At 41.1% G+C, this 24571-nt stretch carries 22 protein-coding genes and 1 pseudogene; 16 read left to right on the plus strand and 7 right to left on the minus strand.

From position 1 onward, the window contains the following. Positions 1-32 precede the first annotated feature (32 nt). On the minus strand, positions 33-1265 hold the full coding sequence (locus tag OCV88_RS05915) for a chloride channel protein (protein ID WP_158424655.1): 1233 nt from the start codon (positions 1263-1265) through the stop codon (positions 33-35). A gap of 330 nt (positions 1266-1595) precedes the next feature. Here OCV88_RS05915 and OCV88_RS05920 point away from each other — a divergent pair, with 330 nt between their 5' ends. The 4 genes from OCV88_RS05920 to OCV88_RS05935 all read left to right on the plus strand — a co-directional run bounded on the left by OCV88_RS05920 (position 1596) and on the right by OCV88_RS05935 (position 6107). Beyond that, positions 1596-3107, plus strand: a complete 1512-nt coding sequence (locus OCV88_RS05920) for an amino acid adenylation domain-containing protein (RefSeq protein ID WP_158424656.1) — start codon at positions 1596-1598, stop codon at positions 3105-3107. Positions 3108-3190: 83 nt separating this feature from the next. Continuing rightward, positions 3191-3424, plus strand: coding sequence for an acyl carrier protein (locus OCV88_RS05925; protein ID WP_158424657.1), 234 nt, complete (start codon positions 3191-3193; stop codon positions 3422-3424). Between the two features lie 14 nt (positions 3425-3438). Further along, positions 3439-5025 carry an MBOAT family O-acyltransferase gene (locus OCV88_RS05930; RefSeq protein ID WP_158424658.1) on the plus strand — a complete coding sequence of 529 codons (1587 nt, stop codon included), beginning with the start codon at positions 3439-3441 and terminating at the stop codon, positions 5023-5025. Between the two features lie 17 nt (positions 5026-5042). Next, complete coding sequence (locus tag OCV88_RS05935) at positions 5043-6107, plus strand: SGNH/GDSL hydrolase family protein (RefSeq protein WP_158424659.1); 1065 nt, start codon at positions 5043-5045, stop codon at positions 6105-6107. Positions 6108-6248: 141 nt separating this feature from the next. Here the strand turns inward: OCV88_RS05935 and OCV88_RS05940 are convergent, their stop codons facing one another. The 5 genes from OCV88_RS05940 to OCV88_RS05960 all read right to left on the minus strand — a co-directional run bounded on the left by OCV88_RS05940 (position 6249) and on the right by OCV88_RS05960 (position 12228). Beyond that, positions 6249-7928: an RNA-binding domain-containing protein gene (locus tag OCV88_RS05940; protein ID WP_158424660.1), complete on the minus strand. Its 1680-nt coding sequence runs from the start codon at positions 7926-7928 to the stop codon at positions 6249-6251. Between the two features lie 418 nt (positions 7929-8346). Further along, positions 8347-9003 carry a 3-oxoacid CoA-transferase subunit B gene (locus tag OCV88_RS05945; protein WP_158424661.1) on the minus strand — a complete coding sequence of 219 codons (657 nt, stop codon included), beginning with the start codon at positions 9001-9003 and terminating at the stop codon, positions 8347-8349. A 1-nt stretch (position 9004) separates the two neighbouring features. Beyond that, positions 9005-9667: a CoA transferase subunit A gene (locus tag OCV88_RS05950; protein WP_158424662.1), complete on the minus strand. Its 663-nt coding sequence runs from the start codon at positions 9665-9667 to the stop codon at positions 9005-9007. A gap of 508 nt (positions 9668-10175) precedes the next feature. Further along, positions 10176-11567 (minus strand): sigma-54 interaction domain-containing protein, encoded by a 1392-nt coding sequence (locus tag OCV88_RS05955; protein WP_158424663.1) that lies wholly within the window; start codon positions 11565-11567, stop codon positions 10176-10178. A 109-nt stretch (positions 11568-11676) separates the two neighbouring features. Then, positions 11677-12228 carry a DUF2284 domain-containing protein gene (locus OCV88_RS05960; protein ID WP_262590807.1) on the minus strand — a complete coding sequence of 184 codons (552 nt, stop codon included), beginning with the start codon at positions 12226-12228 and terminating at the stop codon, positions 11677-11679. Positions 12229-12366: 138 nt separating this feature from the next. Here OCV88_RS05960 and OCV88_RS05965 point away from each other — a divergent pair, with 138 nt between their 5' ends. From OCV88_RS05965 to OCV88_RS05975, 3 genes and pseudogenes are all read left to right on the plus strand, one after another. Then, entirely contained in the window at positions 12367-12780 is a 414-nt protein-coding gene (locus OCV88_RS05965) for a hypothetical protein (protein WP_158424665.1), read from the plus strand. 160 nt (positions 12781-12940) lie between these two features. Next, positions 12941-14081: pseudogene (locus OCV88_RS05970) on the plus strand (class I SAM-dependent methyltransferase). Next, positions 14074-16578 carry a hypothetical protein gene (locus OCV88_RS05975; protein WP_158424666.1) on the plus strand — a complete coding sequence of 835 codons (2505 nt, stop codon included), beginning with the start codon at positions 14074-14076 and terminating at the stop codon, positions 16576-16578. Before OCV88_RS05970 ends, OCV88_RS05975 begins: the two are co-directional and overlap by 8 nt. 40 nt (positions 16579-16618) lie before the next feature. Here the strand turns inward: OCV88_RS05975 and OCV88_RS05980 are convergent, their stop codons facing one another. After that, positions 16619-16861 (minus strand): YaaL family protein, encoded by a 243-nt coding sequence (locus tag OCV88_RS05980; protein ID WP_262590809.1) that lies wholly within the window; start codon positions 16859-16861, stop codon positions 16619-16621. Positions 16862-16984: 123 nt separating this feature from the next. Between OCV88_RS05980 and OCV88_RS05985 the strand changes: the two genes are divergently transcribed. The 9 genes from OCV88_RS05985 (at position 16985) to OCV88_RS06025 (ending at position 24559) form a co-directional block, all read left to right on the plus strand. Then, a complete protein-coding gene (locus OCV88_RS05985) occupies positions 16985-17257 on the plus strand; it encodes a pro-sigmaK processing inhibitor BofA family protein (RefSeq protein WP_262590810.1) in 273 nt (90 codons plus the stop codon). 88 nt (positions 17258-17345) lie between these two features. Beyond that, a complete protein-coding gene (locus tag OCV88_RS05990; RefSeq protein WP_158424667.1) occupies positions 17346-17882 on the plus strand; it encodes a prepilin peptidase in 537 nt (178 codons plus the stop codon). Continuing rightward, positions 17854-18867 (plus strand): hypothetical protein, encoded by a 1014-nt coding sequence (locus OCV88_RS05995; protein ID WP_158424668.1) that lies wholly within the window; start codon positions 17854-17856, stop codon positions 18865-18867. The genes OCV88_RS05990 and OCV88_RS05995 overlap by 29 nt, the downstream gene beginning before the upstream one ends. 34 nt (positions 18868-18901) lie before the next feature. Continuing rightward, complete coding sequence (locus OCV88_RS06000; protein WP_158424988.1) at positions 18902-20131, plus strand: TadA family conjugal transfer-associated ATPase; 1230 nt, start codon at positions 18902-18904, stop codon at positions 20129-20131. Further along, positions 20061-20834 carry a type II secretion system F family protein gene (locus OCV88_RS06005; RefSeq protein ID WP_158424669.1) on the plus strand — a complete coding sequence of 258 codons (774 nt, stop codon included), beginning with the start codon at positions 20061-20063 and terminating at the stop codon, positions 20832-20834. The genes OCV88_RS06000 and OCV88_RS06005 overlap by 71 nt, the downstream gene beginning before the upstream one ends. 11 nt (positions 20835-20845) lie before the next feature. Next, a complete protein-coding gene (locus OCV88_RS06010; protein WP_158424670.1) occupies positions 20846-22063 on the plus strand; it encodes a hypothetical protein in 1218 nt (405 codons plus the stop codon). Positions 22064-22074: 11 nt separating this feature from the next. Then, on the plus strand, positions 22075-22251 hold the full coding sequence (locus OCV88_RS06015; protein WP_158424671.1) for a Flp1 family type IVb pilin: 177 nt from the start codon (positions 22075-22077) through the stop codon (positions 22249-22251). Beyond that, on the plus strand, positions 22248-23633 hold the full coding sequence (locus OCV88_RS06020; protein ID WP_158424672.1) for a DUF5702 domain-containing protein: 1386 nt from the start codon (positions 22248-22250) through the stop codon (positions 23631-23633). The genes OCV88_RS06015 and OCV88_RS06020 overlap by 4 nt, the downstream gene beginning before the upstream one ends. A 65-nt stretch (positions 23634-23698) precedes the next feature. Continuing rightward, entirely contained in the window at positions 23699-24559 is an 861-nt protein-coding gene (locus OCV88_RS06025) for a pilus assembly protein (protein WP_158424673.1), read from the plus strand. The last annotated feature ends 12 nt before the right edge of the window (positions 24560-24571 follow it).

Genomic DNA, 24571 nt, shown 5'->3' on the forward strand with positions numbered 1-24571 from the left:
AAAAGAAATGTGTTGCACTATCAGGGTATTGTTTATTTTGAAGAGCGGCTCTGCCATTCCTGCCCCTGATATTGTCTCTGTCTGCCATAGATTGTCATATTTCCGTTGCAGGCGTAGGCTATGGAGCAAACAATCAGAAAATAGACGGCATTTTGCGGACCGAAAACTTCAATACCTATAATTACCGGGGCCAGCAGCGTATTTGTGGCGCTGCCAAAAACTGCGGCATATCCAAGGGCCGCTGTCAGAGCAACGGGAAGACCAAAGAGATTACCCAAAAGTATACCGGCGGTGCAGCCTATGGCAAACAGAGGGGGCACTTCTCCGCCCTGATAGCCTGCGGCCAGTGTAATAACAGTAAAACCGAATTTCAACAGAAAGTCATAGGGATAAATGGTCTGATTCTCAAAGGCTGCGCTGATAAGATTGGTGCCAAGTCCGGTATAACGTCCCTGATGGATAAAAAGTAAAAGAAGGGACAGGCAGATTCCTGTGATCAAAATGCGGAAATATACATTTGGAAACCAGGATGCCAGACGTTTTTTTGCCGCCTGCAGACACCATGCAAAGCTCCCTCCTATGATGCCGAAAATAACAGCGGTAATTATAAGTTTAACAATCGTATCAGGTGTAAAAACCAGTTTGTCGCTGACGATTACAGAAAATTTTTCCAGTCCCAGCAGATGGGAGGTAAAACCGGCGGTAAAGGAGGCGGCAAGACAGGGAATGACTGCCTCGTAAAAAAGGCTTCCGGCCACCAGCACCTCCAGTGCAAAAAATACTGCGGCCAGCGGGGTCTGAAAAAGACCTGCAAAACCTGCAGCCATTCCTATCAGAAGATAAAGGCGGGCATTGTTCTGTACATGAAGTTTTCTTCCTATAGTGTGAGAAATTGCAGCTCCCATCTGTACGGCAACGCCTTCCCGCCCGGCGCTTCCTCCAAACAGGTGCGTGATCCAGGTAGTCAGCATAATCAATGGTACGAGAAGTTTTGGAATGTGTTTGTTTTCCTGAAAACCCGTATCAAAGATCAGTCCCATACCTCCCAGGGATTTGGGGCTGAGTTTTCTGTAGAGAAAAAGAATCAGCAGTCCGGCCGGACCAAGAAACGGCAGAAGAAGATATAGGTGTTCCTGGCGAAAATCGGTGATTGTGAGAAGTACACGGCCAAACAGAGCGTCAACGGCGCCGATGATCAGGCCGATAAGGATGGCTGCAAGGGTATGTATCAGAATGGTTTTATAATAAAGGAACGATTTTTTCATAAGTAAAATCCTCTCATTTGAAACATTAGATTGGTATAATTTGAGTTTTTCGGGAAATATAGTTTTCAACAAAATTTTCCTTAACAATTAATGCTGGTTTTTGTATAAAATTATGAAACATGGTTCATTATACATTGATTTTGAAGGGGTTACAACTGTATAAAAAGTCTGAATTTGTATCATTTTTGTCCCATAAATCTGAAGAATGGAAATGAATTTATGAGACATTCTTAAGAATTAGTTAATTAATATTATCTTTGCTTTAAATGGGATGAAAATTAAAATTTTACAGGTATAATGGATACAGATATCAGGACGGAGGTAAAACCGATGAAGAACATATTAGAATATCTGGAACGGACAACAGATACTTGTGGGGAAAAAATCGCTGTTGCCGATCAGCATGAAGAGATCAGTTTTCATGAACTGAGTATGTATGCCAAGCGGATTGGCAGCCGCATCAGTCAGTTAAAATACAGGAATGCGCCGGTGGCAGTTTTACTTGATAAAACCCCAAGATGTGCAGCTGCATTTCTGGGAGTTGTGTACAGTGGAAATTTTTATGTGGTAATTGATTCTTTTATGCCGGCAGACAGAATTAATAAGATTTTTAAGACACTGAATCCCAAGGCGCTGGTAACTGATTATGCCCATAAAGAACTTGCGGAAAATCTTTCACATCCGGGAGAAATTATATGGCTGGAGGATGCTGTAGAGACTCCGGTGGATGCAGAAGCATTAAGTGAGATTCGAAAAAGAAGTATTGATACGGATCCGCTTTATGCACTTTTTACATCGGGTTCCACGGGGATGCCTAAGGGAACCGTTATCAGCCACAGAGCGGTTATAGCGTATTCAGAATGGGTGGAAAGTACATTTAATATTGATGAAAATACTGTTTTTGGAAGTCAGACACCCTTTTATTTCAGCATGTCTGTGACAGATTTTTATAGTACAATCCGAACCGGCGCGCGTCTTCAGATTATTCCGAAAATGCTGTTTTCGTTTCCGATGCAGCTGATTGATTATATGAATGAGTATAAAGTAAATACAATTTACTGGGTACCGTCTGCGCTGGGCCTTGTTGCAAACTGGAAGGCCTTGGATTATGCAGATCTGAAGTATGTAAATAAGATATTATTTGCCGGAGAGGTAATGCCGGTGAAACATTTGAATTATTGGAAATCAAAGCTGCCGGATGCCTTTTATGCAAATTTATTTGGACCTACAGAGACTACAGATATCTGTACGTACTATGTGGTAGACCGTACATTTGCAGATGATGAATCTCTTCCAATCGGCCGTTCCTGTGATAACTGTGATGCATTAGTGCTTACGGATGACGGAAGAGAGGCCGCCCCCGGGGAAGAAGGTGAACTGTGTGTCAGAGGCTCTTTTCTGGCCGAAGGATACTACAACAATCCGGAGAAAACAGCGGATGTATTTGTCCAGAATCCGTTAAATTCAGCATATCCGGAACGAATCTACAAGACAGGAGATCTGGTGAAAGTAAATGAACGTGGAGAATTTATTTATATTTCGCGGAAAGATTTTCAGATAAAACATATGGGATACCGTATTGAGCTGGGCGAAATAGAGGCGTCTGCCTGGTCGGTAGAGAAGATCAAAAACTGTGCCTGCGTATATGACGATACCGTTGATAAAATCATTTTTATATATGAAGGTAAAGTAAAGAAGAATGAACTGATGACTGCCATGTGGAAGAAAATTCCCACATATATGCAGCCAAATGAACTGATCCGAGTAAAACAAATGCCGTTTAATGCCAACGGAAAAATAGACCGGGCGCATTTAAAGAAGCATTATCAGGATTATATGTAAAACAACTGTGTTAAAAAATGTGTAATAGAAAAAGCTGAGATAGAAAGCAATATTGATATGAAAGAGAAAAGAGGAGATATATTATGAAGGATCAAATTATTGAAATATTAGAAGATTTAAAACCGGGCGTAGATTTTTCCAAAGAGGAGCATCTGATTGACGATCATATATTAGAGTCCATGATGATGATTCAGCTGGTGGCATCTTTAAATGATGAGTTTGATGTTGAGATTACGCCCAGGGACATCGTTCCTGAAAATTTCCAGTCTGTTCAGGCAATTTATGATCTTGTTGAAAGATTACTGGAGGATGAGTAAAGGAGAAATGACCCGTGCAGTATAATACCTTTGTATTTTTAGGATTATTTATGGGACTGACTCTGCTTGCCTACTATGCTGCGCCCCTGAAGGTTCGATGGGGCGTACTTTTAGGCGCAAGTATTGTCTTTTACCTGGTTGGCGGCCGCCAGCTGATTTTTATTGTATGTCTTACGGCGCTTGTGGTTTACCTGGCGGCCAGAGGGCTTGAGCGGATAACTGTAACTGCAAAGCAGAAAAGAAAGGAGCTCCCAAAGGAGGAGCGTAAGGCATTTAAAGCGCAGACTGCAAAAAAGAAAAAACGTCTTTTGGCTGCAGCCTGCATTTTTAGTGTGGGATTACTGTTATTCTTAAAATATTTTAACTTTTTTGGCAGCAGTTTGAACGAATTATGGCTCAAACTAAAGCTTTCCTGGGAAATTCCGTATCTGCATTTATTGCTGCCCCTTGGAATTTCATTTTATACATTATCTGCAGTAAGTTATCTTGCGGATGTATACTGGGAAAAATATCCTGCTGAAAAAAATTATTTTAAGTTACTTCTGTTTTTAATTTTCTTTCCTATTATTGTGGAAGGACCTATCTCCAGATATAATCAGCTGGCAGGCCAGCTTTATGAAGGGCATCGGTTTGACTATCATAAATTTACATACGGACTGCAGCTGATTGTATGGGGATTGTTTAAAAAGATGGTAATCGCAGACCGGTTAAACGGTGTGGCCAGTGTGGTTTTTGGAAGTTATCAGGAGCATGGCGGGCTGGCAGTGGCTCTGGGAATTTTGTGTTATACTATTCAGCTGTATACAGAGTTTTCAGGTTGTATGGATATGGTTACAGGGTGCGCTCAGATGTTTGGCATTACTCTGGCTGAGAACTTTCAGCGCCCGTTTTTCTCACGAAATATTAATGAGTTCTGGAGGCGCTGGCATATTACGCTGGGAGCCTGGCTGAGAGATTATATTTTTTACCCGATTTCATTGAGTAAATTTTTCCAGAATCTCAGCAAAGCTGCCAGAAAACGTTTTAATGAATATTTTGCAATGACCCTTCCGGCAGCGGTAGCTCTGTTTGCAGTCTGGATCTGCAATGGTATATGGCATGGCGCAGAATGGAAATATATTGTATATGGTTTATATTATTATATCATTATGCAGATTGGGGTACTGGCAGAGCCTTTATTCAAACGGATTTGCGGCGTGCTCCATTTAAACCGGGCGGAAAATAAAGTGTTTCATAAGTTTCAGGTAGTCAGAACCTGTATTTTTGTGGGCTTTGGAATGCTTATATTCAGGGCACAGGATTTGAGAGCTGCCGGACATATGTTTTTATCTTTATTTGACCGGGCCAAATGGGGGGCGGTGGAGTTTTTCTGGGATATCGGTTTAAGCCCCTATGACTATTTTGTGGCATTATGCGGTGTGATAGTGGTTTTGATTGTTGGAATTTTGAACGAGCGGGGGATTATTGTCAGAGACTGTCTGGCATCCAAAGCGTATGCTTTTCGGACAACTGTATTGATCGCAGGGGTTATGTCGGTGATTGTTCTTGGCGCTTACGGGCCGGGATATGGAGCAGTTGACTTTATTTATGCACAGTTTTAGGAGTACAAAGATCAGATATGGAAGAAAATAAGCAGATAACATTACGGAAAAAAATAATTTATACGATTTCATTTGCTGTGATCCTGGTCCTTGTTTTGAGTGTACTTTCCCAGCTGCTGATACGTGCGGGAAATACAAAGAACACAGTGGGGAATTTTAATTCTCATGGGATTTTTGCCGAAGAAGATAATATAATTGACGTGGTTGCTATTGGAAACAGTAATTACTATAGTGGTCTGGCCGCCAATCAGATGTGGGAGGAGCATGGGATTACCGCCTATGTCTGGGGAGAGGCCAGCCAGAGAATTTATGAAACACGCCACAATCTGGAAAAGATCTTTAAGCATCAGTCTCCAAAGATAGTATTTTTGGAGCCCAGCTGTATTTTCAGAGAAAAAAGTACGGCAGATAATCTGAGTCAAAAGTTAAAAAGTGATGCATCAGCGCTGTTTCCGGCATTTACTTATCATTCCCGCTGGAGGCTTCTTTTTCCAAATCGCTGGAAAAGCTGGACTATGGATATGAAATGCGTGGGACACGGGTCAAATGCAAGACTTGGGGTGCATGCGTATAAAGAGAAAGACTGGATGAAGGACAGCAGGGAAAAGGCGGAAGTAAATCCACTGGCAAGACGTGAACTTGAGAAATGTATTCAGCTTTGTAAAGAAAATGGAGCCATCCCGGTTCTGCTGGCAGTTCCAGGGCCTCATGACTGGGATATGAAGCGATATAATACAATTAAGGAAATTGCTGATTCTCAGGATGTAGAGCTTTTAGATATGAATCACCATCTGGATGAATTAGAACTTGACTGGAAGAAAGATACACCGGACGGAGGGTATCATCTGAATTACTGGGGAGCTCAGAAAGTGACTGCATTTGTGGGAAATTATCTTGCAGAAACCCAGAAGCTGCCAGATCATAGAGGAGATGAGGCATACCGGCAGTGGGATGAAGATTGTAAAACTTATAATGATGCTCTGCAGCAGCGTTTGAATAAAAAGAAAGAGAAAAAGGAGCATAAACAGCCTGTAAAGAAAAAACCGGGAAAGAAGTTTGGTATGAAAGATTTGAGAGTGTAAATGAGATTGTGAAGAGAAGGACCTGTTGACAAACCAGGAAAAAGTGACCTGCTGTAGCCTATTATATCAATTACAGAAGGTCACTTTTTATGATGGGATACTCCCGTGGAAAATCCTTCGGATCATGCAATTTTCAAAAAATTATTGTTTCAAATTGTTTAAATGCCATTTTGCATACCTATTAGTTCCAGTTGTAACAATAATTTCATCCCGTTTCATTGCCTGTAATAAATTTGAAACTTTCTTCGATTTCTGTTCTTCACTCAGTACTTCTGGCAAAGCCCTCTCTAAAACTGCCATTAAATCTTTTTTACTGGCTTTCCCCATTGATTGCAGTGCTTTTACAATCAACTGCTTACAAATATCATCATCTAAACCTTTATTACGAACATACTCGGCCTTCTGCCCAACCATATCTGCAACTTTAAAAGAAACAAAAACATTAGGATAACGTCCCTCTACAAGACCATTTTTCTTCAACTGTTTAAAGCTTTCTTTAGAAACCACTTCCTGCTTTTGAACTTTATCCAACAAAAACACTGTTCTCATATCTAGATTTTCATTGGAGTATAAAAGTTGAGTATAATTTTTATCTAATATCTTCCCATACACAGTAACCTTTACTCTATTAATCGTGTTTAAGTCGTAGGTTGGTAAAGGAAAGCATTTATCACGCTGAATCTGATACATCATCGGAATTCCCATTGAATTTGTGTCAATCATATACAGGTTTACCATGGCATTACAAAGAAACATATTTCTGTAATACGGTGGCTTGTATCCTGGTTCTAATGCCTGTTCGATGGTTTCTGGTATGAAAGCTCCTTCATTGATGAATACCAGTCTGTCTTCAAATTCTTCTACGTTGATTTTCCCACGTAAACGATAATCCTGATGAGCAATACAGTTATTGATAATCTCTTTAATCAGTTCCGGCTCATATTGATCTACTTCATCTGGAAACAATGTTTGTTGTCCGGTAATATATCGGTATTTTTCATTTCTAATTTTAGAATATGCCTTATCTACTGCCAGCAACATTGGCATATCAAAATGTTCATATGCTTTTACTGAATTATCAGCATTATAAAGAGTCCAGGTGATTCTTGGGATGAATCCGTCAAAATAGAATTTTGACTCATTTTTTCCAAGTAACAGCAATGCTGTTCTAGTAATGTTCCCCTTTATGGTAATACCGGCTTTGTTTAAAACCTCTATGTCAGATAATTTTCTTAAAATTTCCTGTGCTTTTTTTCGATCATTTTGTCGTTTAGAAAAAAGTTCTCGGGCTTTTTTTATTGCATCTTGATCCAAATCTTCTATGGTAGCTTCTTTTACAATCTCTTTAGACCAATCCATGCCTATCTGACTCCGGATCAAATCTACCTTATTCATTGGAAGTGGTGATATAGATTCATGTTCTCTTGCATATGCTGCGCCTTGCCACGTTGTCGGAATTCCTCTAATTGCTGGTGGTATCTGAAATGCAATTACTCGACATTTTTCCATTGTTAATTCGTATATTTCAAGAAATGTTAATCTTTCATTTGTTCCGTTGACTATTTCTTTTTTCAGGCTTTGCAAATTTCCCTGTTTTCTAAATGCTGTTCCGACATATCTTCTATCGTCAGAAATCCCAAAAATCAGCCATGCTTCTTGTAATCCACGCAAGTTTGCTTCATTGCTAAGTGCTGAAAAATATTTTCCAATATCGTTAAATGAGTAATTTGCTCGTGCTTCTTTAAACTCTATCACTTCATTTTCAAAAGATTCTACCATATAAAGAAGTTTTGCTTTCAATTGCTTATCCGTATATATCATATTATTCCGCCTTTCAAAAGTCTCTATGACTAAATTCTATGACTAATCTATGATTTTCTAGAACTAATTTTAATTGATTTTTAGTCCTAGAACAAGTAATAGAAAAGCAAGAATTGTAAAACTTGATTCTTAGTAATATGTATGTGTAAGAGATAAAGCATGCTATTAGTACTTTATCTCTTAACTTATATGGTACTAAAAGAATCCCCATAGAAAAACACTGTCGACTTGTGTTTTTCTATGGGGATTTCTTTTCGAAAAACCCAGACCAGACTTTTTTGCTCCCCTAAAAAATCTGGAAGTACGGGATTTTCTTTTCATATTTATATTATATACTCCACCTATAATTAAGAAAAATTTCCATTTGTGCAGCACATGATCTCTCCCTCAGAAATCTGTGCCGGTAATTTTTTGTTAATTAGATCATTGGCTTTAAGTCGTCAGCGATAATTAACTTAGCTTCTGTAGCAGCCTGAATATCTTCTACAGTAAATTCAGGGTTGTACTCTTTCAGAACAATGCCTTCCGGAGTAACATCCATAACGCCCATCTCAGTAACAATCATGTTAACCTGATTTTTTGCTGTTAATGGAAGGGTACATTCTTTTAAGATTTTTGGTGCGCCCTTCTGGGTGTGCTCCATAGCAACAATAACTTTTCTTGCACCAACTACAAGATCCATGGCTCCGCCCATACCGGGAACCATTTTTCCAGGGATAATCCAGTTTGCAATATTTCCCTTTTCATCTACCTGTAAAGAACCAAGTACGGTTGCGTCAACATGTCCGCCTCGGATGATTGAGAAAGAGGTTGCGCTGTCAAAGAACATACCGTCTTTTTCAATACCTGCCGGCTGTCCGCCTGCATTTACAATGTAATCAGCATCCGGATTTTCCGGATCTACAGCTGCTAAACCAATAAAACCATTTTCAGACTGTAATGTGATTTTTACGCTTGGGTCAAGGTAATCAGGAACCATAGTAGGAAGACCGATACCTAAGTTTACAACATCACCATCATGTAATTCTTTTGCTACACGTTTTGCGATAAATGGTTTGATCTCGCTTCTTTCCATCTTATGCTTCCTCCTTTAATACTAAGTAATCAACGTAAATGTGTGGAGTTTCCACATAATCAGGTCCGATTTCACCGGCCGGAACGATTTTTTCCACTTCTACAATAACAGTATCTGCAGCAGATGCCATTAATGGATTGAAGTTACGAGTGGAACCTTTGTAACGGATATTACCGGATTCGTCGGCAATAAATCCCTGAACGATTGCAACGTCAGCTTTTAAAGGTTTTTCCAGTACGTAATCCTGTCCGTCAACGGTAACAATTTCTTTTCCGTCGGCAACTGTTGTGCCAAGTCCTGTTGGTGTTAAAAATCCGCCAAGACCTGCTCCTGCTGCCCGTACCTGCTCTGCAAGCGTTCCCTGTGGCTGTAATACAAGGTCAAGCTCACCAGCGCTGAATTTTTGTCCGCATTCTTTGTTCAGACCTACATGAGATGCGATTAATTTTTTAATCTGTCCGTTGCTTAACAGCCTTCCCGTACCAACGCCCTGAAAACCTGCATCGTTACAAATTACTGTTAAGTCCTTTGGTCCTGCTGCCGCAACTTCTTTAACAATAGATTCAGCAGTTCCGTTTGTCATGAAACCGCCGATCATTACGGTCATACCGTCTTTTACAAGAGTTGCAGCTTCTTTTGCAGAAATTACTTTTGTTTTTGCCATTGTGAAGCCTCCTGAAATATAATATAAATTTATGAAATTTAAAAACTGATCTGCATTTCCGGTACAGGCAGAGGTAAATCAGCTTTTAGATTATCCTGAGCTATCAGATATGTACTATTATAGCATTTTATTTGGGAAATTCTATAAACTTTGACTAAAAAATTCGGGAATACGTTAAAATCAGGAAAAATACATAATATGTGTGCAAAAAAACTTTAAGAAAAAAAGTAAAAAGTGTATAAAAAATAGACATATAAGAGAAAACAATTTTGGGGATAAATTCCGAATTTGCAGGAAAGCCTTAAAAATAGCTTTTTTTAAATAGTACATAAAAAAGACGGTATAAAAAACAGGATGTATATATTATAGACACAAAGAAAAGGATTTTGGGCAATTTTCATAGTAACCGAAAGCAAATGAGGTGGAGAATGGAATCTGAAAATGCGAGATGAATAGCTTTATTCAGCTTATTCAACAGGGAAATGAGGTTCCCTGTTGAACTTTTGTGCTATTTAGAATAGTCTGTTTTAATGTCAAGATCACTGATCTTTTTATATAGAAGAGATCGCTGGATTCCCAGCTGGCGGGCAGCCTCCATTTTATTGCCGTGATTATTCTGAAGTGCATTTTGAATCAGCCGCCGCTCCAGATTTTCAATTTCCTGTCGATAAGCACTTTTTCCGTCGGCGTTAGCAGGACCGCTGTTATATTTTTGAAGATATTCCGGCAGATGTTCCGGGAGGATTTCCTGGCTGCTGCAGACAATGGCTGCACGTTCCAGAACATTTCGAAGTTCTCTGACGTTACCGGGCCAGCTGTGCTGAAATAATATTTTCATAGTGCTGTCTGCTACATTAAGGTTTTTGCGGCTGTATCCATATCTGGAATGAGGGATTAAAACCCGGCACAAGCGGGGAAGATCATTCATGCGTTCACGCAGGGGGGGGATCTGTACAGGAATTACGTTGATACGGTAATAAAGATCTCTGCGGAAACGTTTCTCCTCTATTGCTTTTTCCAGATCTTCATTTGTGGCTGCAATAACTCTGGCCTTAAAGACTGTTTTTTTATTGCTGCCTGACTTTTCAAATTCCCGGGTTTCAAGTACGCGCAGCAATTTGGCCTGCATATCCAGGGACATACTGCCAAGTTCGTCTAAAAAGACAGTTCCCTGGTCAGCCAGCTCTAGTTTTCCGATTTTGGTTTCGCCGCCGTTAAATAGCGTTCCTTCATAACCGAACAGCTCTGCCTCTAACTGCTTTTTGGGGATTGCAGCGCAGTCAATACTAATAAATGGGTAAGAGGCTGAAGCGCCTCCGTTATGTATCGCCTGAGCAAATAGCTCTTTTCCTGTTCCGCTTTCTCCGCGAATCAGAATGGAAGCATCTGATTGGGCTACAACCTGACAAAATTCTTTTAGAGAAATCATTTTATCATTTTCTGTATGAATATCATTAAATGTGTATTTTGCCCGATACATCTGTGCAATCTCACTGCGGTACGCTTTAAAACTGTTTTCTACTTTTTCGATCCGGCTGTAAAGCTCACCAAGTTCTCTGGTGTCTTTAAAAATAATGGTTCCGGCAGCGCCTATGATTTCTCCATGGTATAAAATCGGAATACGGTTTGCAATAACATTTGTTCCGTTAATTTTTTGGAGCTGAAAAAGTTCTTTTTTTCCGGTTTTGGCTACAATGTGAAGCCGTGTATTTTCAAGAACTTCCGTCACAGGTTTTCCAAGTACCTCACTGGCACGCAGATGAAAGAAGCGCTCATAATTCCATACAACAATGCGTCCCTGACGGTCTACAATACACATTCCGTAATTTTCCGTATCCAGAATATCTGAAAGTATATTAATGCTGGATTTTAATTTTTCCAGATAAAGTTCATGCTCCATAGCGTCTCCTTTCTGCAGCAGATTATTGGGGGATTACAGCCGGCGGCATGCATGGCTCTTTTTGGGGGAACCTGCCGTGGGGGATAAAGTTTTCTTGATAAAAGTTATTTTAGACCTTGTCAAAACAGATACAGCCAAAATATGTAACGGTATTTGCTCCGTTAATGTAGTTAATTCCGGTAGTGGCTGCTACACGGTTTACCTCCACACCATAGCTTTCGATGGAGGGATATGCCTGATCCGGGAATCGGCATGGGGAGTCCGGGTAGGTGCATTTAGCACAACGGGAACATCCTTCCCCGGCCAGTATCAGGCAGTCTTTTGGGTAAAAATTTCGAAACTGTTTCAGGACAGCCTCACAGATTTCATTATGTCTGTCTTTTCCTGCCATCATGCCGTCAAAATCATAGGAATCTTCAAGATCATGTTTGCTGGAAAATACAAATACATGACTGTATTTCATAATGCGGTCTCTGCATTCTTCATAAGTGCCAACGCCAGGAGGACAGACCCAGGTAGTATTATAGTGCCCGCAGGCATTCATTTCACAGAGTGAGCGGACGCCCTCGGAAAAAGAAAGCTGTGAGGTTTCTAAAAAGCCATATTGGTGGATTCCAAGTGCGCTGCTGTTAGCGGTAAGAAAGGTTTCAAAATCATTCATGGTGGACTCCTTTTTCAGTAAGATTATTTTAAAATAAGAATAACATATTTTTAAGCCAATGAAAATCATTGACAAAAAGCAGTAGCAGTTTTACGTCAGATGCATATGATATTATAAAAAGCAGCCCCGGAGGATGCTATGGATTTTGGGCGTAATTTATATGGCTATTTAGACGGATATCAAGAGGGGTACAGACAGCCTTTTTATATGACATATCCTGTTCAGAATGCTCTTTTAGAAGAGGCAGAATATGAAAGAGACAGCAGAAAGCTGCAGGAGATGTATCCGAAAGAAGCCAGAAGGGTGCAGGATGCGGTGGAAGATATCTGTGACCGTATGGAATATGAAGGAAGCATGATGTTTGATGAATATCCGGACAGATATTCCGTGAAGGCGCTGTGCAGAAAAATCTACAAAAAGCTGACAGAGCAGGAGGAGCTCCAGGGGATGGCCTGTGAACAGGACAGCTTGTATCAGTTGATTGAAGTTATGATGATTCAGGAAATTTTTAAACGCCGCTGCAGGTATCGCCGGTGCAGAAGATGGTATTAGTGCTTGGCGGCAACGATATTCAAGAAATATTTAGAAAAAAGTAATGATTTTACAGTTGAGGTTTATTTACAAAGCAATTAAACTATTATGGTATAGAAAATTCGTTAATTTTGCGGTGGACCGGCTGCATAAAGGTTCACCGTGAAAAAGAAGGAGTTATATGGAACAAATCAGAGAAATACTGGCTTCCTGCTTAAACAGGGAACTTGTAAAAATAATTATCAGTAATCCCAGAAAAAAAGACGGGATATTAAAAATACAGATTCGGCCGGTTATGGTCCGGAATCAGCTGGTTTTTCAGGCCAGTGAATATTATGAAAAAAAGATATATCATCAGAATCTTTCCGCAGATGAAATGACACAGCGTGTCTTACAATGGATGGAGGCTATGAAGCAGATGGAGGTATTTCATAAAAGTGCGGATATCCATATATTAATCAGCAAAAAGGGGAAGATTACGATTAAAAGAACGGGAGGGACTGCTGCGGGCTGTGAAACAGACCTGTCCCATAACAGAAGTAAAAAATATATTCTGAATCCGGCAGAGAAAATTCCTTTCTTAATAGATCTTGGGGTTCAGACACCGGCGGGAAAAATTGTACATGCGAAGTATGATAAATTCAGGCAGATCAACCGTTTTCTGGAATTTATACAGGACATTGTTCCGGAGCTGCCAACAAACAGGGAGGCTGTGATTCTTGATTTCGGATGCGGAAAATCATATCTGACATTTGCAATGTATTATTACCTTCATGAAATATGATATCAGGATTATTGGACTGGATTTAAAGAAAGAAGTTATTGAAAAATGCAATCAGCTGGCCCGAAAATATGGTTATGAAAAGCTTGATTTTCTGATGGGTGATATTGCCGACTATCAAGGAGTGCGGCAGGTGGATATGGTGGTGACCCTTCATGCCTGTGATACTGCAACTGATTTTGCACTGGACAAGGCTGTAAGATGGAATGCAAAGGTGATTTTGTCGGTTCCGTGCTGCCAGCATGAACTAAATGGGCAGATACATAATGCACTGATGGAACCGGTTTTAAAATATGGCCTATTAAAGGAACGCCTGTCGGCTTTGCTGACAGATGGTGTAAGGGCCGGACTGCTGGAAGCGGCAGGTTATCAGGTTCAGATTCTTGAGTTTATTGATATGGAACATACGCCGAAGAACCTGCTGATCCGCGGTGTTAAGAATGGAAAGAAGGGAAATACGGGACAGATCCAGGAACTGATGGAATTTTTCCATATAAATCCTGCTCTCTATAGACTGTGTAAGGAGGGAAAGGATGAGTAAAACACTGAAAAAGATTTTTATACTATTAGTAGTTTTCGCAGCAGCGCTGCTGATTTTTTTCCGCCTGACAAACCGTGAGATAAGGGATCTGACAACCGATATGGCAAAGCCCCGGCTTCCGGTTGTTTATCTTGAGCAGAACAATACTCTGATTAATGAACTTCATGGCTATGTTGATGAAATGGATGCTTTGACTATGCGGGATGCCATTGCTCCGGTTGGGGCAGATCGGGTCTTGAATTTTAATATACAGACTTTTGGAAGCGAGATTGACGGGCTGTCTTATGAAATTCGAAGTCTGGACACAGAACGGCTGGTGGACAAACAGGATAAGATGGAATATAGTACGGCTGATGATCAGGTTAATTCCAGTATCAGGCTGGCAGATATTATGGAAGCAGATACGGAATATCTGATGATTTTAAAGGTACAGCAGGAAGACAGGACAATTTCCTATTATACCAGAGTGATGAGTGAAGAAAACCGTAATGTAAGTGAATGTTTGAATTTTGCTAAGAAATTTCATGATATGACTCTGGATTCGTCTAAAGCTTCACAGTTAAGTAAATATCTGGAGCCAAGTTTAAAAGCGGATAATACAACGCTTCAAAAGGTGACCATTGAGAACCGGCTGAGTCAGGTTACATGGGGAGATCTAAATGTAAAAGAAGTGACAGAGCCGGTTGTGTCCGTTAAGGAAATGAATGATTCTTATTCGGTGATTGTCGTATATGGGATTGTTTCGGCGGAAGATGAGAACGGCGGAACAGACTATTTTAGGACGGAGGAGTATTACCGGGTCAGAATGGGAAATGAGCGGATGTATCTGCTGAATTTTGAACGGACCGTTAACGAAATTTTCAGCAAAGAGACAGCCGGCATTTCGGGTCAGTCGATTCTTCTTGGTATTCGGTCGGAGGATGTGGATTACTGGTCAAATGAGACCGGAAGCATTGTCTGTTTCGTTCAGGAGGGAGAGTTGTGGAGTTATAATCAGGCAACGGGACAGCTGACGAGAGTATATAGTTTTAGAAATGATGATATGGCAGATGCAAGAAGTAATTATGACCAGCATAATATTCAGATTGTAAAAGCCACAGAGACCGGAAGTATTGATTTTATTGTTTATGGGTATATGAACAGCGGTGACCATGAGGGGCAGGTGGGAATCAGTGTCTGCCATTATGACAGTATTACAAATGCTGTAGAAGAATGGCTCTTTCTTCCGTCTAATGTTTCCTACCAGGTAATGAAGGAAAAAATTAATCAGCTTATGTACACCAGTGACTCCGGAAGCTTTTATCTGGCAGTGGGTGATTGTGTATATGCCATTGACATTGAGTCCAGGAAAGAAAGAGTTCTGCTGGAAGGCCTTCAGGAAGGAAACTATCAGGCGTCAGATGACGGAAGGTATCTAGCCTGGGTAGAGAAAGGAAAGACAAATTCCAGCGATACACTCTATATTATGGATTTGAATACGGAAACAGTCAGTGAAGTGAAAGCAGAGAAGGGCTCTTATATCAAACCTCTTGGTTTTCTGGGTGCGGACTGCATTTATGGACTAGCAAAAAGCGGTGATATAAAAAGCGGTCAAAATTTTCCTATGTACAGTGTGCAGATTCTTGAAGTTAAAAAGGACAGCCAGGAAGTTGTAAAAACTTATGAAAAGCCGGGGAACTTTGTTCGAAGTGTCAGTGTTTCTGACGGAACCATTTATTTGAATTTAATGCGTTACCAGGATGGAGCATATGAAAACTCCGGTAAGGATACGATTACAAGCCAGGAGGCAGAGGAGAGTCAGCGGGTACATCTAGACACCGTTACTACAGAAAAGAAACAAAAACAAATGCGTCTGGTGCTGGCGGATACGAAGGATGTGAAATCTACTGTACTTAGGACCTCAAAGCTGATTATTCCGGAGAAATCCAATGTGGTAACTATGGATGAGACTGTGTTTACCAGTCAGTATTATGTATACGCAAAGGGGAATGTGCTTCTTGCAACAAATAGTGCAGCAAAAGCGGTTGCCCTGGCAGACCGTAATATGGGAGTTGTAGTGGATAACAAACAAAGATACGTATGGGAACGCGCAAAAGCGGAAAAACATACGGCTATGGAGCCAAAGACTCAGGCAGGAAGCAGTCAGAAAGCCAGGGCTTTGAATGCAATTCTGGATGCTGCGGATTTAAGTACTGATGCGGATGATCTGCTTTCACAAGGACAAAGTTCTTACAGTATTCTGAAAAACCAGCTAAAAGAGTTCCGGGTGTTCAATGTAAGCGGATGTTCTCTGGATGAAGTGCTTTATTTTGTTGGTGAGGGCAGTTATGTATACACGGAAGGAAAGGATGCTGGTCCGGTATTGATTACCGGGTATGACGCAGATTCTGTATGGGTTTATAATCCTTTAGAAGGAAACAATAAAAAATTATCTCTAGATCAGGCGAAGGAGGATATAGACGCTGGTGGAAGTATCTATTATACGTATTTGAAATAAATGTGTCTGAGAATCTGGACAGGTGAAAAAAAGGACGTTGCTAGTTTTGTGCAACGTCCTTTCTTCCTCTTAAATCTGCGCGTTTGGCACAGTCCAGTAAAAATTTATAACGCATTTGAGCTGATTTCAGCTGGTAAATATAACAGTCAATTAAATCAGGTTCAATTGCGTTTTCGAAATTGATGTAAGCGCAGTCCAGATCTGATTTTGCCTGTTCGATATCTTCTAATATGACAGAACGGTCGCTGGGTTGGGGGAGTGAATTTCGGAATAATTTCAGCAAGTTAACCACCTCTCAATTTCTTTTTTTATAAGTATAAGCTGGATTCAGGAAATTTATACGAAATATAGCATAAAATTCCACAAAAATAATATATTAGGGTAAGAAGTACAAGGCGGGATGTCTATGAATATGAAATATGCGGTGCTGGCGGTGGTGGGCATATGCGTACTGGTTTTGATTATTGGGATTTTAAAGCGGAAAGCAGAGATTTTCCTGAATTTTATGGTGCGCATTGTAGTGGGATTTATTGGTGTTTATTTCTTGAATGCTTTTTTGTCCCAGAGAGGAATTGATGTAGCTGTGGGGATTAATGCATTTAGTGCTTTGACACTTGGAAGCCTTGGGATAGGCGGCTTTGTGTTGTTATATGGTATTTTGTTTATACAATTGTTGTGAAAACTATACAAAGGAATTAGATTGGTTAATTTGACAATGGACAGCAGACAGCAGGCGGCGCTATACTGATACCACAAAGCGAGGTGAGGTGAATGGATCCGGGAAGGATTTGCTGCTGCAGCTGATTATCAGCGGTGCAGTTATTATGGATTGCAGGAAGGGCCGAATTAAAAACTGGCTGATTGCCGCCGGACTGCTGGCTGGTATTATGATTCAAATTTTAGAAAGAGAGATTCAGCCGGCAAGGTTATTGGCCGGAGTATTATTTCCCGTATTATGCTGTAGTGGCTTGTTTATAATTCGTGCACTGGGGGCAGGAGATATTAAATTATTTATGGTAATCGGAGTTTTTCAGGAATTTAAATATCTGGTGACCTGTATTGTTTTTTCATTTGCGGCTGGGGCCGTCATTTCTTTCAGCAGATTGCTGATCAATAAAAATCTTTTTGAAAGTCTATGGGGCTTTTATCGCTATATTCAACAGACAATTACAACAGGAAAAATAAAATATTATCCGGGCAGGGACAACAAGAAACAGCAGATACATTTTTCAATTGCCGTGTTGTCCGGATTTTTAATGACAATGGGGGTGAAATATGTCGGCGCTGTTACTGATTTTATATGATGCCGAAGAAACATATGCTAAAAGCCTGGCGGCAGGACTGAAATATTATATGCAGGAACAGGCGGGGATCCGGCTGGTTAAAAACAGGGAGGAGATCATCTCAAACCCTGATTTTACAGAAGATACAGTTCTGCTTTCCGGAGATCTGTCGTTGTTTGAATTAAAAAAGTTAAATCCTAATCTAAAATTTTGTTATTTGGCTTCCGAAGAGTATGAACCGGTTTCTGATAATGAGAACCGGTGGGATTACTATTTGTATAAATATCAGTCGGTGCAGACGATTGCCAGGACTGTCATTTCCAGGTTTGGACCACAAAACAGAGTCTACCAGAGGAAATCCGATGAAATGGAAGAGTGGTATGGAATTGTATCAGCGGCTCATCATGAGATGATGATACCCTATAGTCTTGCCATGGCATCTATACTGGCTGAACAAAAAAAGGTAATGTGGGTTGGATTAGCAGAGTTTTGCGGAATTTCTAGTCTGCTTGGGCTGGAGCATACGCATGATACCGGAGATTTATTTCGGAGGCTCAGAGCAGGTTTTGCAACAGAAGAGGAACAAAGACAAAGTGTGATATGGGTAGAGAATCTTGGAATTCTGGAACCGCCGGAAAATCCTATGATACTTTATGAACTGCAGGAAAATGATCTTTTAAGTCTGACTCGGTATATCCGGGGATACCGCCAGGTGGATGCTGTGGTGTGGCTGGTGGGCAATCTGTTTCCGGGAAGTGTCTGGCTGCTGAATCAATGCAGACGCATATTCTCTCTGGAAAAGGGAGATGTTTGCAGCAGGTGTCTTAATCAGGAGTTTAGAACTTTTTTAGAAAGATTGAATCAACAGGAAGCTGTTCCGTATGAAACGGTAACGGCACCGTCTCTTTTATCTATGGAGCCGGGACTTCATTTATTGCAGCAGTGGGTAAATAGTTCTATGGGAGGTGAAATCAGAAAGCGTTTTGGAAAAGAATTTGAATATTGAAATAGAAGCGCTGCGGGAGCGCATTCTGGCGCAGATGGACTTAAGCAGAGATACTTCGGATCCTGAATTAATGCGATTAATTCAGGAAGCAGTCTCAGACTATGGGAGGAGATATCTGCTGACATTAAGCCAGCGGTCTGAGGTGGAAACAAGGGTTTTTAACTCTTTAAGAAGGATGGATATTCTTCAGGAGCTGCTGGACCGGGATGATATTACAGAAATTATGGTGAACGGCCCGGAACATATTTTTTATGAAAAAGACGGCAGAATTTTTCCTTGGGACAAGTCCTTTGAATCAAGAGAAAAGCTGGAAAATGTGATACAGCAGATTGCTGGTATGGCGAATAAGGCTGTTAATGAGGCAGAGCCCATTGTAGATACCCGCCTTTTGGATGGTTCAAGAGTGAATGTGGTATTACATCCTGCTGCGCTGGATGGGCCGTATCTGACCATTCGAAAATTTTCTTCCAGGCCGGTTTCCCTAGAAAAACTGATTGAACTCAATTCGCTGTCAAAGGAAATCAGCCGATTTCTTATCCTTCTTGTTAAAGCCGGGTATAATCTGTTTATTTCCGGGGGGACCGGTTCAGGTAAGACAACCCTGTTAAATGCATTGTCTCAGGTTATTCCTAAGGAGGAACGGGTTGTGACTATAGAGGATTCAGCCGAATTGCAGTTAAGAAGTGTTAAGAATCTGGTCCGCCTAGAAACCAGGACCACAAATGTAAACGGCAGTGGAGAAATTTCAATCAGACACCTGATAAAAACGGCGCTTCGTATGAGACCAGACAGACTGATTGTGGGTGAAGTCAGGGGAGCAGAAGCTCTTGATCTGCTTCAGGCGTTAAATACAGGTCACGACGGGGGGCTTTCAACGGGACATGGAAATTCCTGCAAAGATATGCTCAGCAGGCTGGAAACCATGGTGCTTATGGGAATGGATCTTCCTGTAGGAGCTGTCAGAGGGCAGATTTCATCGGGGATTGACATTATGATTCATCTGGGAAGACTTCGGGATAAAAGCAGAAAGATACTTGAGATCTCAGAGGTAAATGGAATGAATCATGGAGAGATTGTGTTAAATTCGCTGTATCAGTTTCGGGAGCAGATATCAGATAAAGATCAGGTAAAAGGTTGCTGGAAATGCACCGGTATGCTCCAGAATCGGGAAAAACTGGAGAGAAGTGGATGGGATGAAGCATTTGATTTTCTGTACAAAACAAAGGAGAGGAAAAGAGAGCAGGAGTGGAGTAATAAGACGTGAGACAGTTTTTGACTGTCTGAAAGCGTTTGTAGTTACAACAGCGGCTGCCTATCTGTTTTATGATTCCCCCTGGGCTTTGCTGCTTGCAGGCTTGATTTTACCGGTTTATGCCCGAAAGAAAAATGGCGAAAGGTGCCTGAAGGAAAGGCGCAGCCTGGAAAAGCAGTTTCAGGATGGTCTGTATAGTGCGGCGGCGGCTCTAGAAGCAGGGTATTCTGTAGAACGCGCATGGATTGAAGCGGAAAAAGACCTGGAACAATTATATGGAAAAGAGGAAATATTTGTAAAAAAGCTGCATCAGATGAATCAAAAAATTACTGTAAATGAAACGATTGAAAGACAAATCCTGCAGTTTGCCGTTGAGACTGATATTGACAGCATACAGAGTTTTGCTGAAATTTTCAGTTTTGCAAAGCGCAGCGGCGGAAATCTTACAGAAGTTATGAAACAGGCATCGGGGAAAATTCGCCAGAGTGTGCAGGTTCAGGAAGAGATCCAGATGATGTTAACAGCCAGGAAGCTTGAACAGAATATTATGAGTATTATGCCTTTGGGAATTGTGCTGTATGTCAGATTTGGCTCTCCCGGATATCTTGATCCTTTATATCATACAGCTTCAGGCATAGCTGTAATGACGGGGTGTCTTGGGGTGTATATTGGGGCTCTGCTGTGGGCAGACCGGATAATGAGAATTACTGTATAAGCAGGAGGAGTATGAAAAAGCAGCTAAAAAAACCGGTACTTGTATTTGTAATATTTTTATTTATGGCAGTGATCTTTTACGGTGTGGAAATAATGGAGAGCCAGAGGAAATTAAGTTTTGGAATACCAAGAGCTTCCCAGGGAGACACCTCTTATATAGAGAATGTTACAGCTCAGATGGAGGATGGAGAGCAGATAGATATTCCACTGGAGATTTATCCCAAAGAGTATTCAATTAGTGAATGCAGGGAACTGTTAGAAAGTGCCAGGAGAGAGTTTGAGGAATTGTTTTTGAAGGAGAACAATTCCAGGGAAAATGTACAGACCGATTTGTATCTGCCGGAACTGCTGGCAGAAGGCCGGGTAAATGCTGAGTATGAGAGCAGCCAGCCCCAGCTGATTGGATATGACGGTCAGGTAGATACGGAGAACATAAAAAGTGGAGGCACGGTTGTTGTACTAACAGTAACATTTCGCTGTCAGGATCAGCTCCTTTTATATGAGGTTGGACTTAAAGTTATGCCGCGACAGCTGACGGGGCAGGAGAAAATAAAAAGTGAGGTAGAAAATTATTTAAAGGAACGGGAGGAGGAGACGAGGCAGAAGGATTCCCTTGTTTTACCGGATACAATTGGGAATATGAAGGTTCAGTGGAAACTGCAGAAGGATAAGGACGCTGTATATTTTTTGGTTGTAGGAGGCGTGGCGGCAGTGTGTCTGTATTACAGGAAGCGGGAGAATGAGAAAAAAAAGAAGCTGAGGCATGAGAAGCAGTTATTGATGGAATATCCTCAGATGGTTACCCAGCTGTCTCTCCTGATGGGGGCGGGTATGAATCCTTTTTCTGCATGGGAACGAATGGTCAAGAAGTATATGATTCAACAGGAAAATGGAGAAAGGGTCTCCCTGGCATATATGGAAGAGATGTTAATAACTTATCGGGAAATCCGGGATGGATGCGGGGAAATTTATGCTTATGAAAAGTTTGGCAGGAGGATTGGGCTGCTCCCTTATCAAAAATTTGTTTCTCTTCTTGTCCAATATGTAAGGAAAGGAACAAGAGATTTGCGGCTGCTGCTTACCCAGGAGGCGGAAACTGTTCAGGAGGAGCGATTAAATATGGCAAGGAAAATAGGAGAAGAGGCAGGTACAAAGCTATTATTTCCGATGCTGCTTATCCTTGTTGTGGTTCTCGCAGTTATTCTATTTCCGGCAGTGACAACATTTTAAGGAGGTTACGTATGGAACTAAGAAAAGAAATCAGAAGATTTTTTCTGGAGGAAGATGGAATTGGCGTGGTGGAAGTGATTCTTATATTAGTGGTGATTATCGGGTTGATCATTATTTTTAAAAAACAGTTGACCGCACTGGTCAATAACACATTTTCAAATATTACAAATAAGGCGGGAAAGCTGTGAAAAGGCAAAGAGGCAGCATCACTGTTTTTGTGAGCATGATTCTGATACTTGTAATAAGTGTTATTTTTGTTTTTCTTGAATCTGCCAGAGTTTCTGGCCTGCGGGCATATGCAAAGATGGATGCAGCGCTGACCGGAAATTCCGTTATGGCAGAGTACAGCAGACCTTTATGGGAAAATTATAAATTGCTGTTTTTGGACGGCAGCTATGAGACAGAGCAGTTTCGAATAGAAAATATTGAAAACCGGGGATTAAAGCTTTCAGATGAGAATCTTTTGAATCAGGAGAATGCAGCACAGATTCAGACAGATTTATATCCCCTTCGGCTAAATAACCTTCAGATCAGGTCCTTTGAGCTGGCCTCGGATTCTGCTGGCAGGGCATTAAAAGAACAGGCGGCAGCAATCATGAAAAAAGAAATTGGAAGTGATATGCTGGATAAACTCTATCTGCTGGTTACAGGGAAGTTGAAAGATGAGAATGGAACGAAAGAAGACAATACAGCTGGGATTTCAGTTCCGGAATTGGAACTTACAGAGAATCCCATAGAGACTGTGGAAAAAATGCGGGCAAAAGGAATCTTGGCGCTGGTAATGCCCGGGCAGGAGGTATCTTCAAAATCAGCGGATTTATCGGAACTATTGTCTAACCGGACACTTAGAAAGGGGAACTGGGATTCAGATAGCGGCTCTGATTGGAAAACGAGACTGCTTTTTCAGCAATATTTAATGAAATATTTTTCGAACTTTTCAGAATGCAGGAAAGACCGGATATTGGATTATGAGATTGAATATCTACTGGGAGGGAAAAAGTCAGATCGGGAAAATTTGAAGGTTGTTGTAAGAAGACTGATTTTGATCCGGGAAGCTGCCAATATAGCTTTTCTGCAAACAGATCCGGAAAAGGGGAAGGTTATACAGGCTGCGGCAACTGCTATTGCCCTGGCGGCAGCACAGCCGGAGCTGATACCTGTTTTTAAACAGTCACTTGTTGCCGCCTGGGCATACGCAGAGTCCATATCTGATGTCAAACTGTTATTGGATGAGCAGAAGGTTTCACTTATAAAAACAAAGGAGCAGTGGAATACGGATATTTCCAGGCTTGGTGCAGCAAAAGGGGAGAAGAAGCAGGATCAGGGGCTTTCATATGAAGAATATCTTCAGATGTTGTTATGGACAGCCGGAGAAAAGAAGGTGACATCTCGATGTATGGACCTTATTGAATTAAATGAGAATATTAAAATGGATCATATGATTTCGCAGATGGAATGCAGATATACATACGAAGCAGAGGAGCTTTTTTCATTATTATTTACAATAGGGCAGAAATCTCCAGGAAAGTATTCTTTTTGGCAGACGAAAAAAGTATCTTATCAGGAATAAGACGGATGCAGAGCCGTGCCCTTGTGTGCTGCTGAAATAATATAAAGGACAGGAAATCAACTCTCATGGAATATAATCTGAAACGAAAAAAATCTATTAAATCTCTCTCTATGTTAAATTCAGAACAAACCCATAATTTCAATCAGCATTTAAAGTGCACAAAGGCACGGCTCTGTATCCGGTATCGGGCTTCCCTGACAATTGAAGCCGCCTTTGTTCTTCCTCTGTTTGTATTCTGCCTGGCATTGTTTCTTGGGCTTTTTCGGGTCTTAGGCGCAGAAGTCCATGTGGAAAAGGCTGTGAGCTGTGCAGCTGAAAGGCTGGCAGTGTCAGGGGTATTTGAAGAATCGTCTGCTAATCATATGCTGGATGGTGCAGTCGGAAATAGATGGATTCGCCAGATTTTAAAGCAGGAGGGGTGCCCGGAAGAATACTTTAAAAATGGATATCAGGGGATTTTTTTGGATCTTTTGCAGAGTGATGAAAAATTTGTGCGATATCGGGCCAGATACCAGATTAATCTTCCCATGGGAGCTTTTTTTAAACAAACGGTATCTGTTGTGCAAACTGTCAGCTCTAGAAAGTGGAATGGGTGGGTGGAGGATGCAAAATCCGGAGAGGAGTGGGTCTATATTACAGAAACCGGGAAAGTATATCACAAAACTGCTTCCTGTAGATATCTGGACCTTTCTATCCAGGCAGTATCGGTAAAACAGATATCAAAGCTGAGAAATAAAGATGGGTCAAAATACAGCAGATGTTCCTGTACAGAATATGCCGGCGGAGAAATGGTATATATTACAGATTATGGGACGGAATATCACGGAGGACTTAACTGCAGGAAGCTGAAAAGAACTGTTTATCGTGTACAGAAAAGTGAAACCGGAAATAAGGGGGCCTGTTCAAAGTGCTATGGGAACAAATGAAAATGGCAGAGG

The sequence above is a fragment of the Brotonthovivens ammoniilytica genome, from assembly GCF_025566885.1.
Taxonomy (GTDB): domain Bacteria; phylum Bacillota; class Clostridia; order Lachnospirales; family Lachnospiraceae; genus Brotonthovivens; species Brotonthovivens ammoniilytica.

Excerpts from the sequence above, each read along its gene's own strand:
- OCV88_RS05915 (WP_158424655.1), bottom strand. The coding sequence starts at position 1,265 with ATGAAAAAATCGTTCCTTTATTATAAAACCATTCTGATACATACCCTT.
- OCV88_RS05920 (WP_158424656.1), top strand. The coding sequence starts at position 1,596 with ATGAAGAACATATTAGAATATCTGGAACGGACAACAGATACTTGTGGG.
- OCV88_RS05925 (WP_158424657.1), top strand. The coding sequence starts at position 3,191 with ATGAAGGATCAAATTATTGAAATATTAGAAGATTTAAAACCGGGCGTA.
- OCV88_RS05935 (WP_158424659.1), top strand. The coding sequence starts at position 5,043 with ATGGAAGAAAATAAGCAGATAACATTACGGAAAAAAATAATTTATACG.
- OCV88_RS05940 (WP_158424660.1), bottom strand. The coding sequence starts at position 7,928 with ATGATATATACGGATAAGCAATTGAAAGCAAAACTTCTTTATATGGTA.
- OCV88_RS05945 (WP_158424661.1), bottom strand. The coding sequence starts at position 9,003 with ATGGAAAGAAGCGAGATCAAACCATTTATCGCAAAACGTGTAGCAAAA.
- OCV88_RS05950 (WP_158424662.1), bottom strand. The coding sequence starts at position 9,667 with ATGGCAAAAACAAAAGTAATTTCTGCAAAAGAAGCTGCAACTCTTGTA.
- OCV88_RS05955 (WP_158424663.1), bottom strand. The coding sequence starts at position 11,567 with ATGGAGCATGAACTTTATCTGGAAAAATTAAAATCCAGCATTAATATA.
- OCV88_RS05960 (WP_262590807.1), bottom strand. The coding sequence starts at position 12,228 with ATGAATGATTTTGAAACCTTTCTTACCGCTAACAGCAGCGCACTTGGA.
- OCV88_RS05965 (WP_158424665.1), top strand. The coding sequence starts at position 12,367 with ATGGATTTTGGGCGTAATTTATATGGCTATTTAGACGGATATCAAGAG.
- OCV88_RS05975 (WP_158424666.1), top strand. The coding sequence starts at position 14,074 with ATGAGTAAAACACTGAAAAAGATTTTTATACTATTAGTAGTTTTCGCA.
- OCV88_RS05985 (WP_262590810.1), top strand. The coding sequence starts at position 16,985 with ATGAATATGAAATATGCGGTGCTGGCGGTGGTGGGCATATGCGTACTG.
- OCV88_RS05995 (WP_158424668.1), top strand. The coding sequence starts at position 17,854 with ATGTCGGCGCTGTTACTGATTTTATATGATGCCGAAGAAACATATGCT.
- OCV88_RS06000 (WP_158424988.1), top strand. The coding sequence starts at position 18,902 with ATGGACTTAAGCAGAGATACTTCGGATCCTGAATTAATGCGATTAATT.
- OCV88_RS06005 (WP_158424669.1), top strand. The coding sequence starts at position 20,061 with ATGAAGCATTTGATTTTCTGTACAAAACAAAGGAGAGGAAAAGAGAGC.
- OCV88_RS06010 (WP_158424670.1), top strand. The coding sequence starts at position 20,846 with ATGAAAAAGCAGCTAAAAAAACCGGTACTTGTATTTGTAATATTTTTA.
- OCV88_RS06015 (WP_158424671.1), top strand. The coding sequence starts at position 22,075 with ATGGAACTAAGAAAAGAAATCAGAAGATTTTTTCTGGAGGAAGATGGA.
- OCV88_RS06025 (WP_158424673.1), top strand. The coding sequence starts at position 23,699 with ATGGAATATAATCTGAAACGAAAAAAATCTATTAAATCTCTCTCTATG.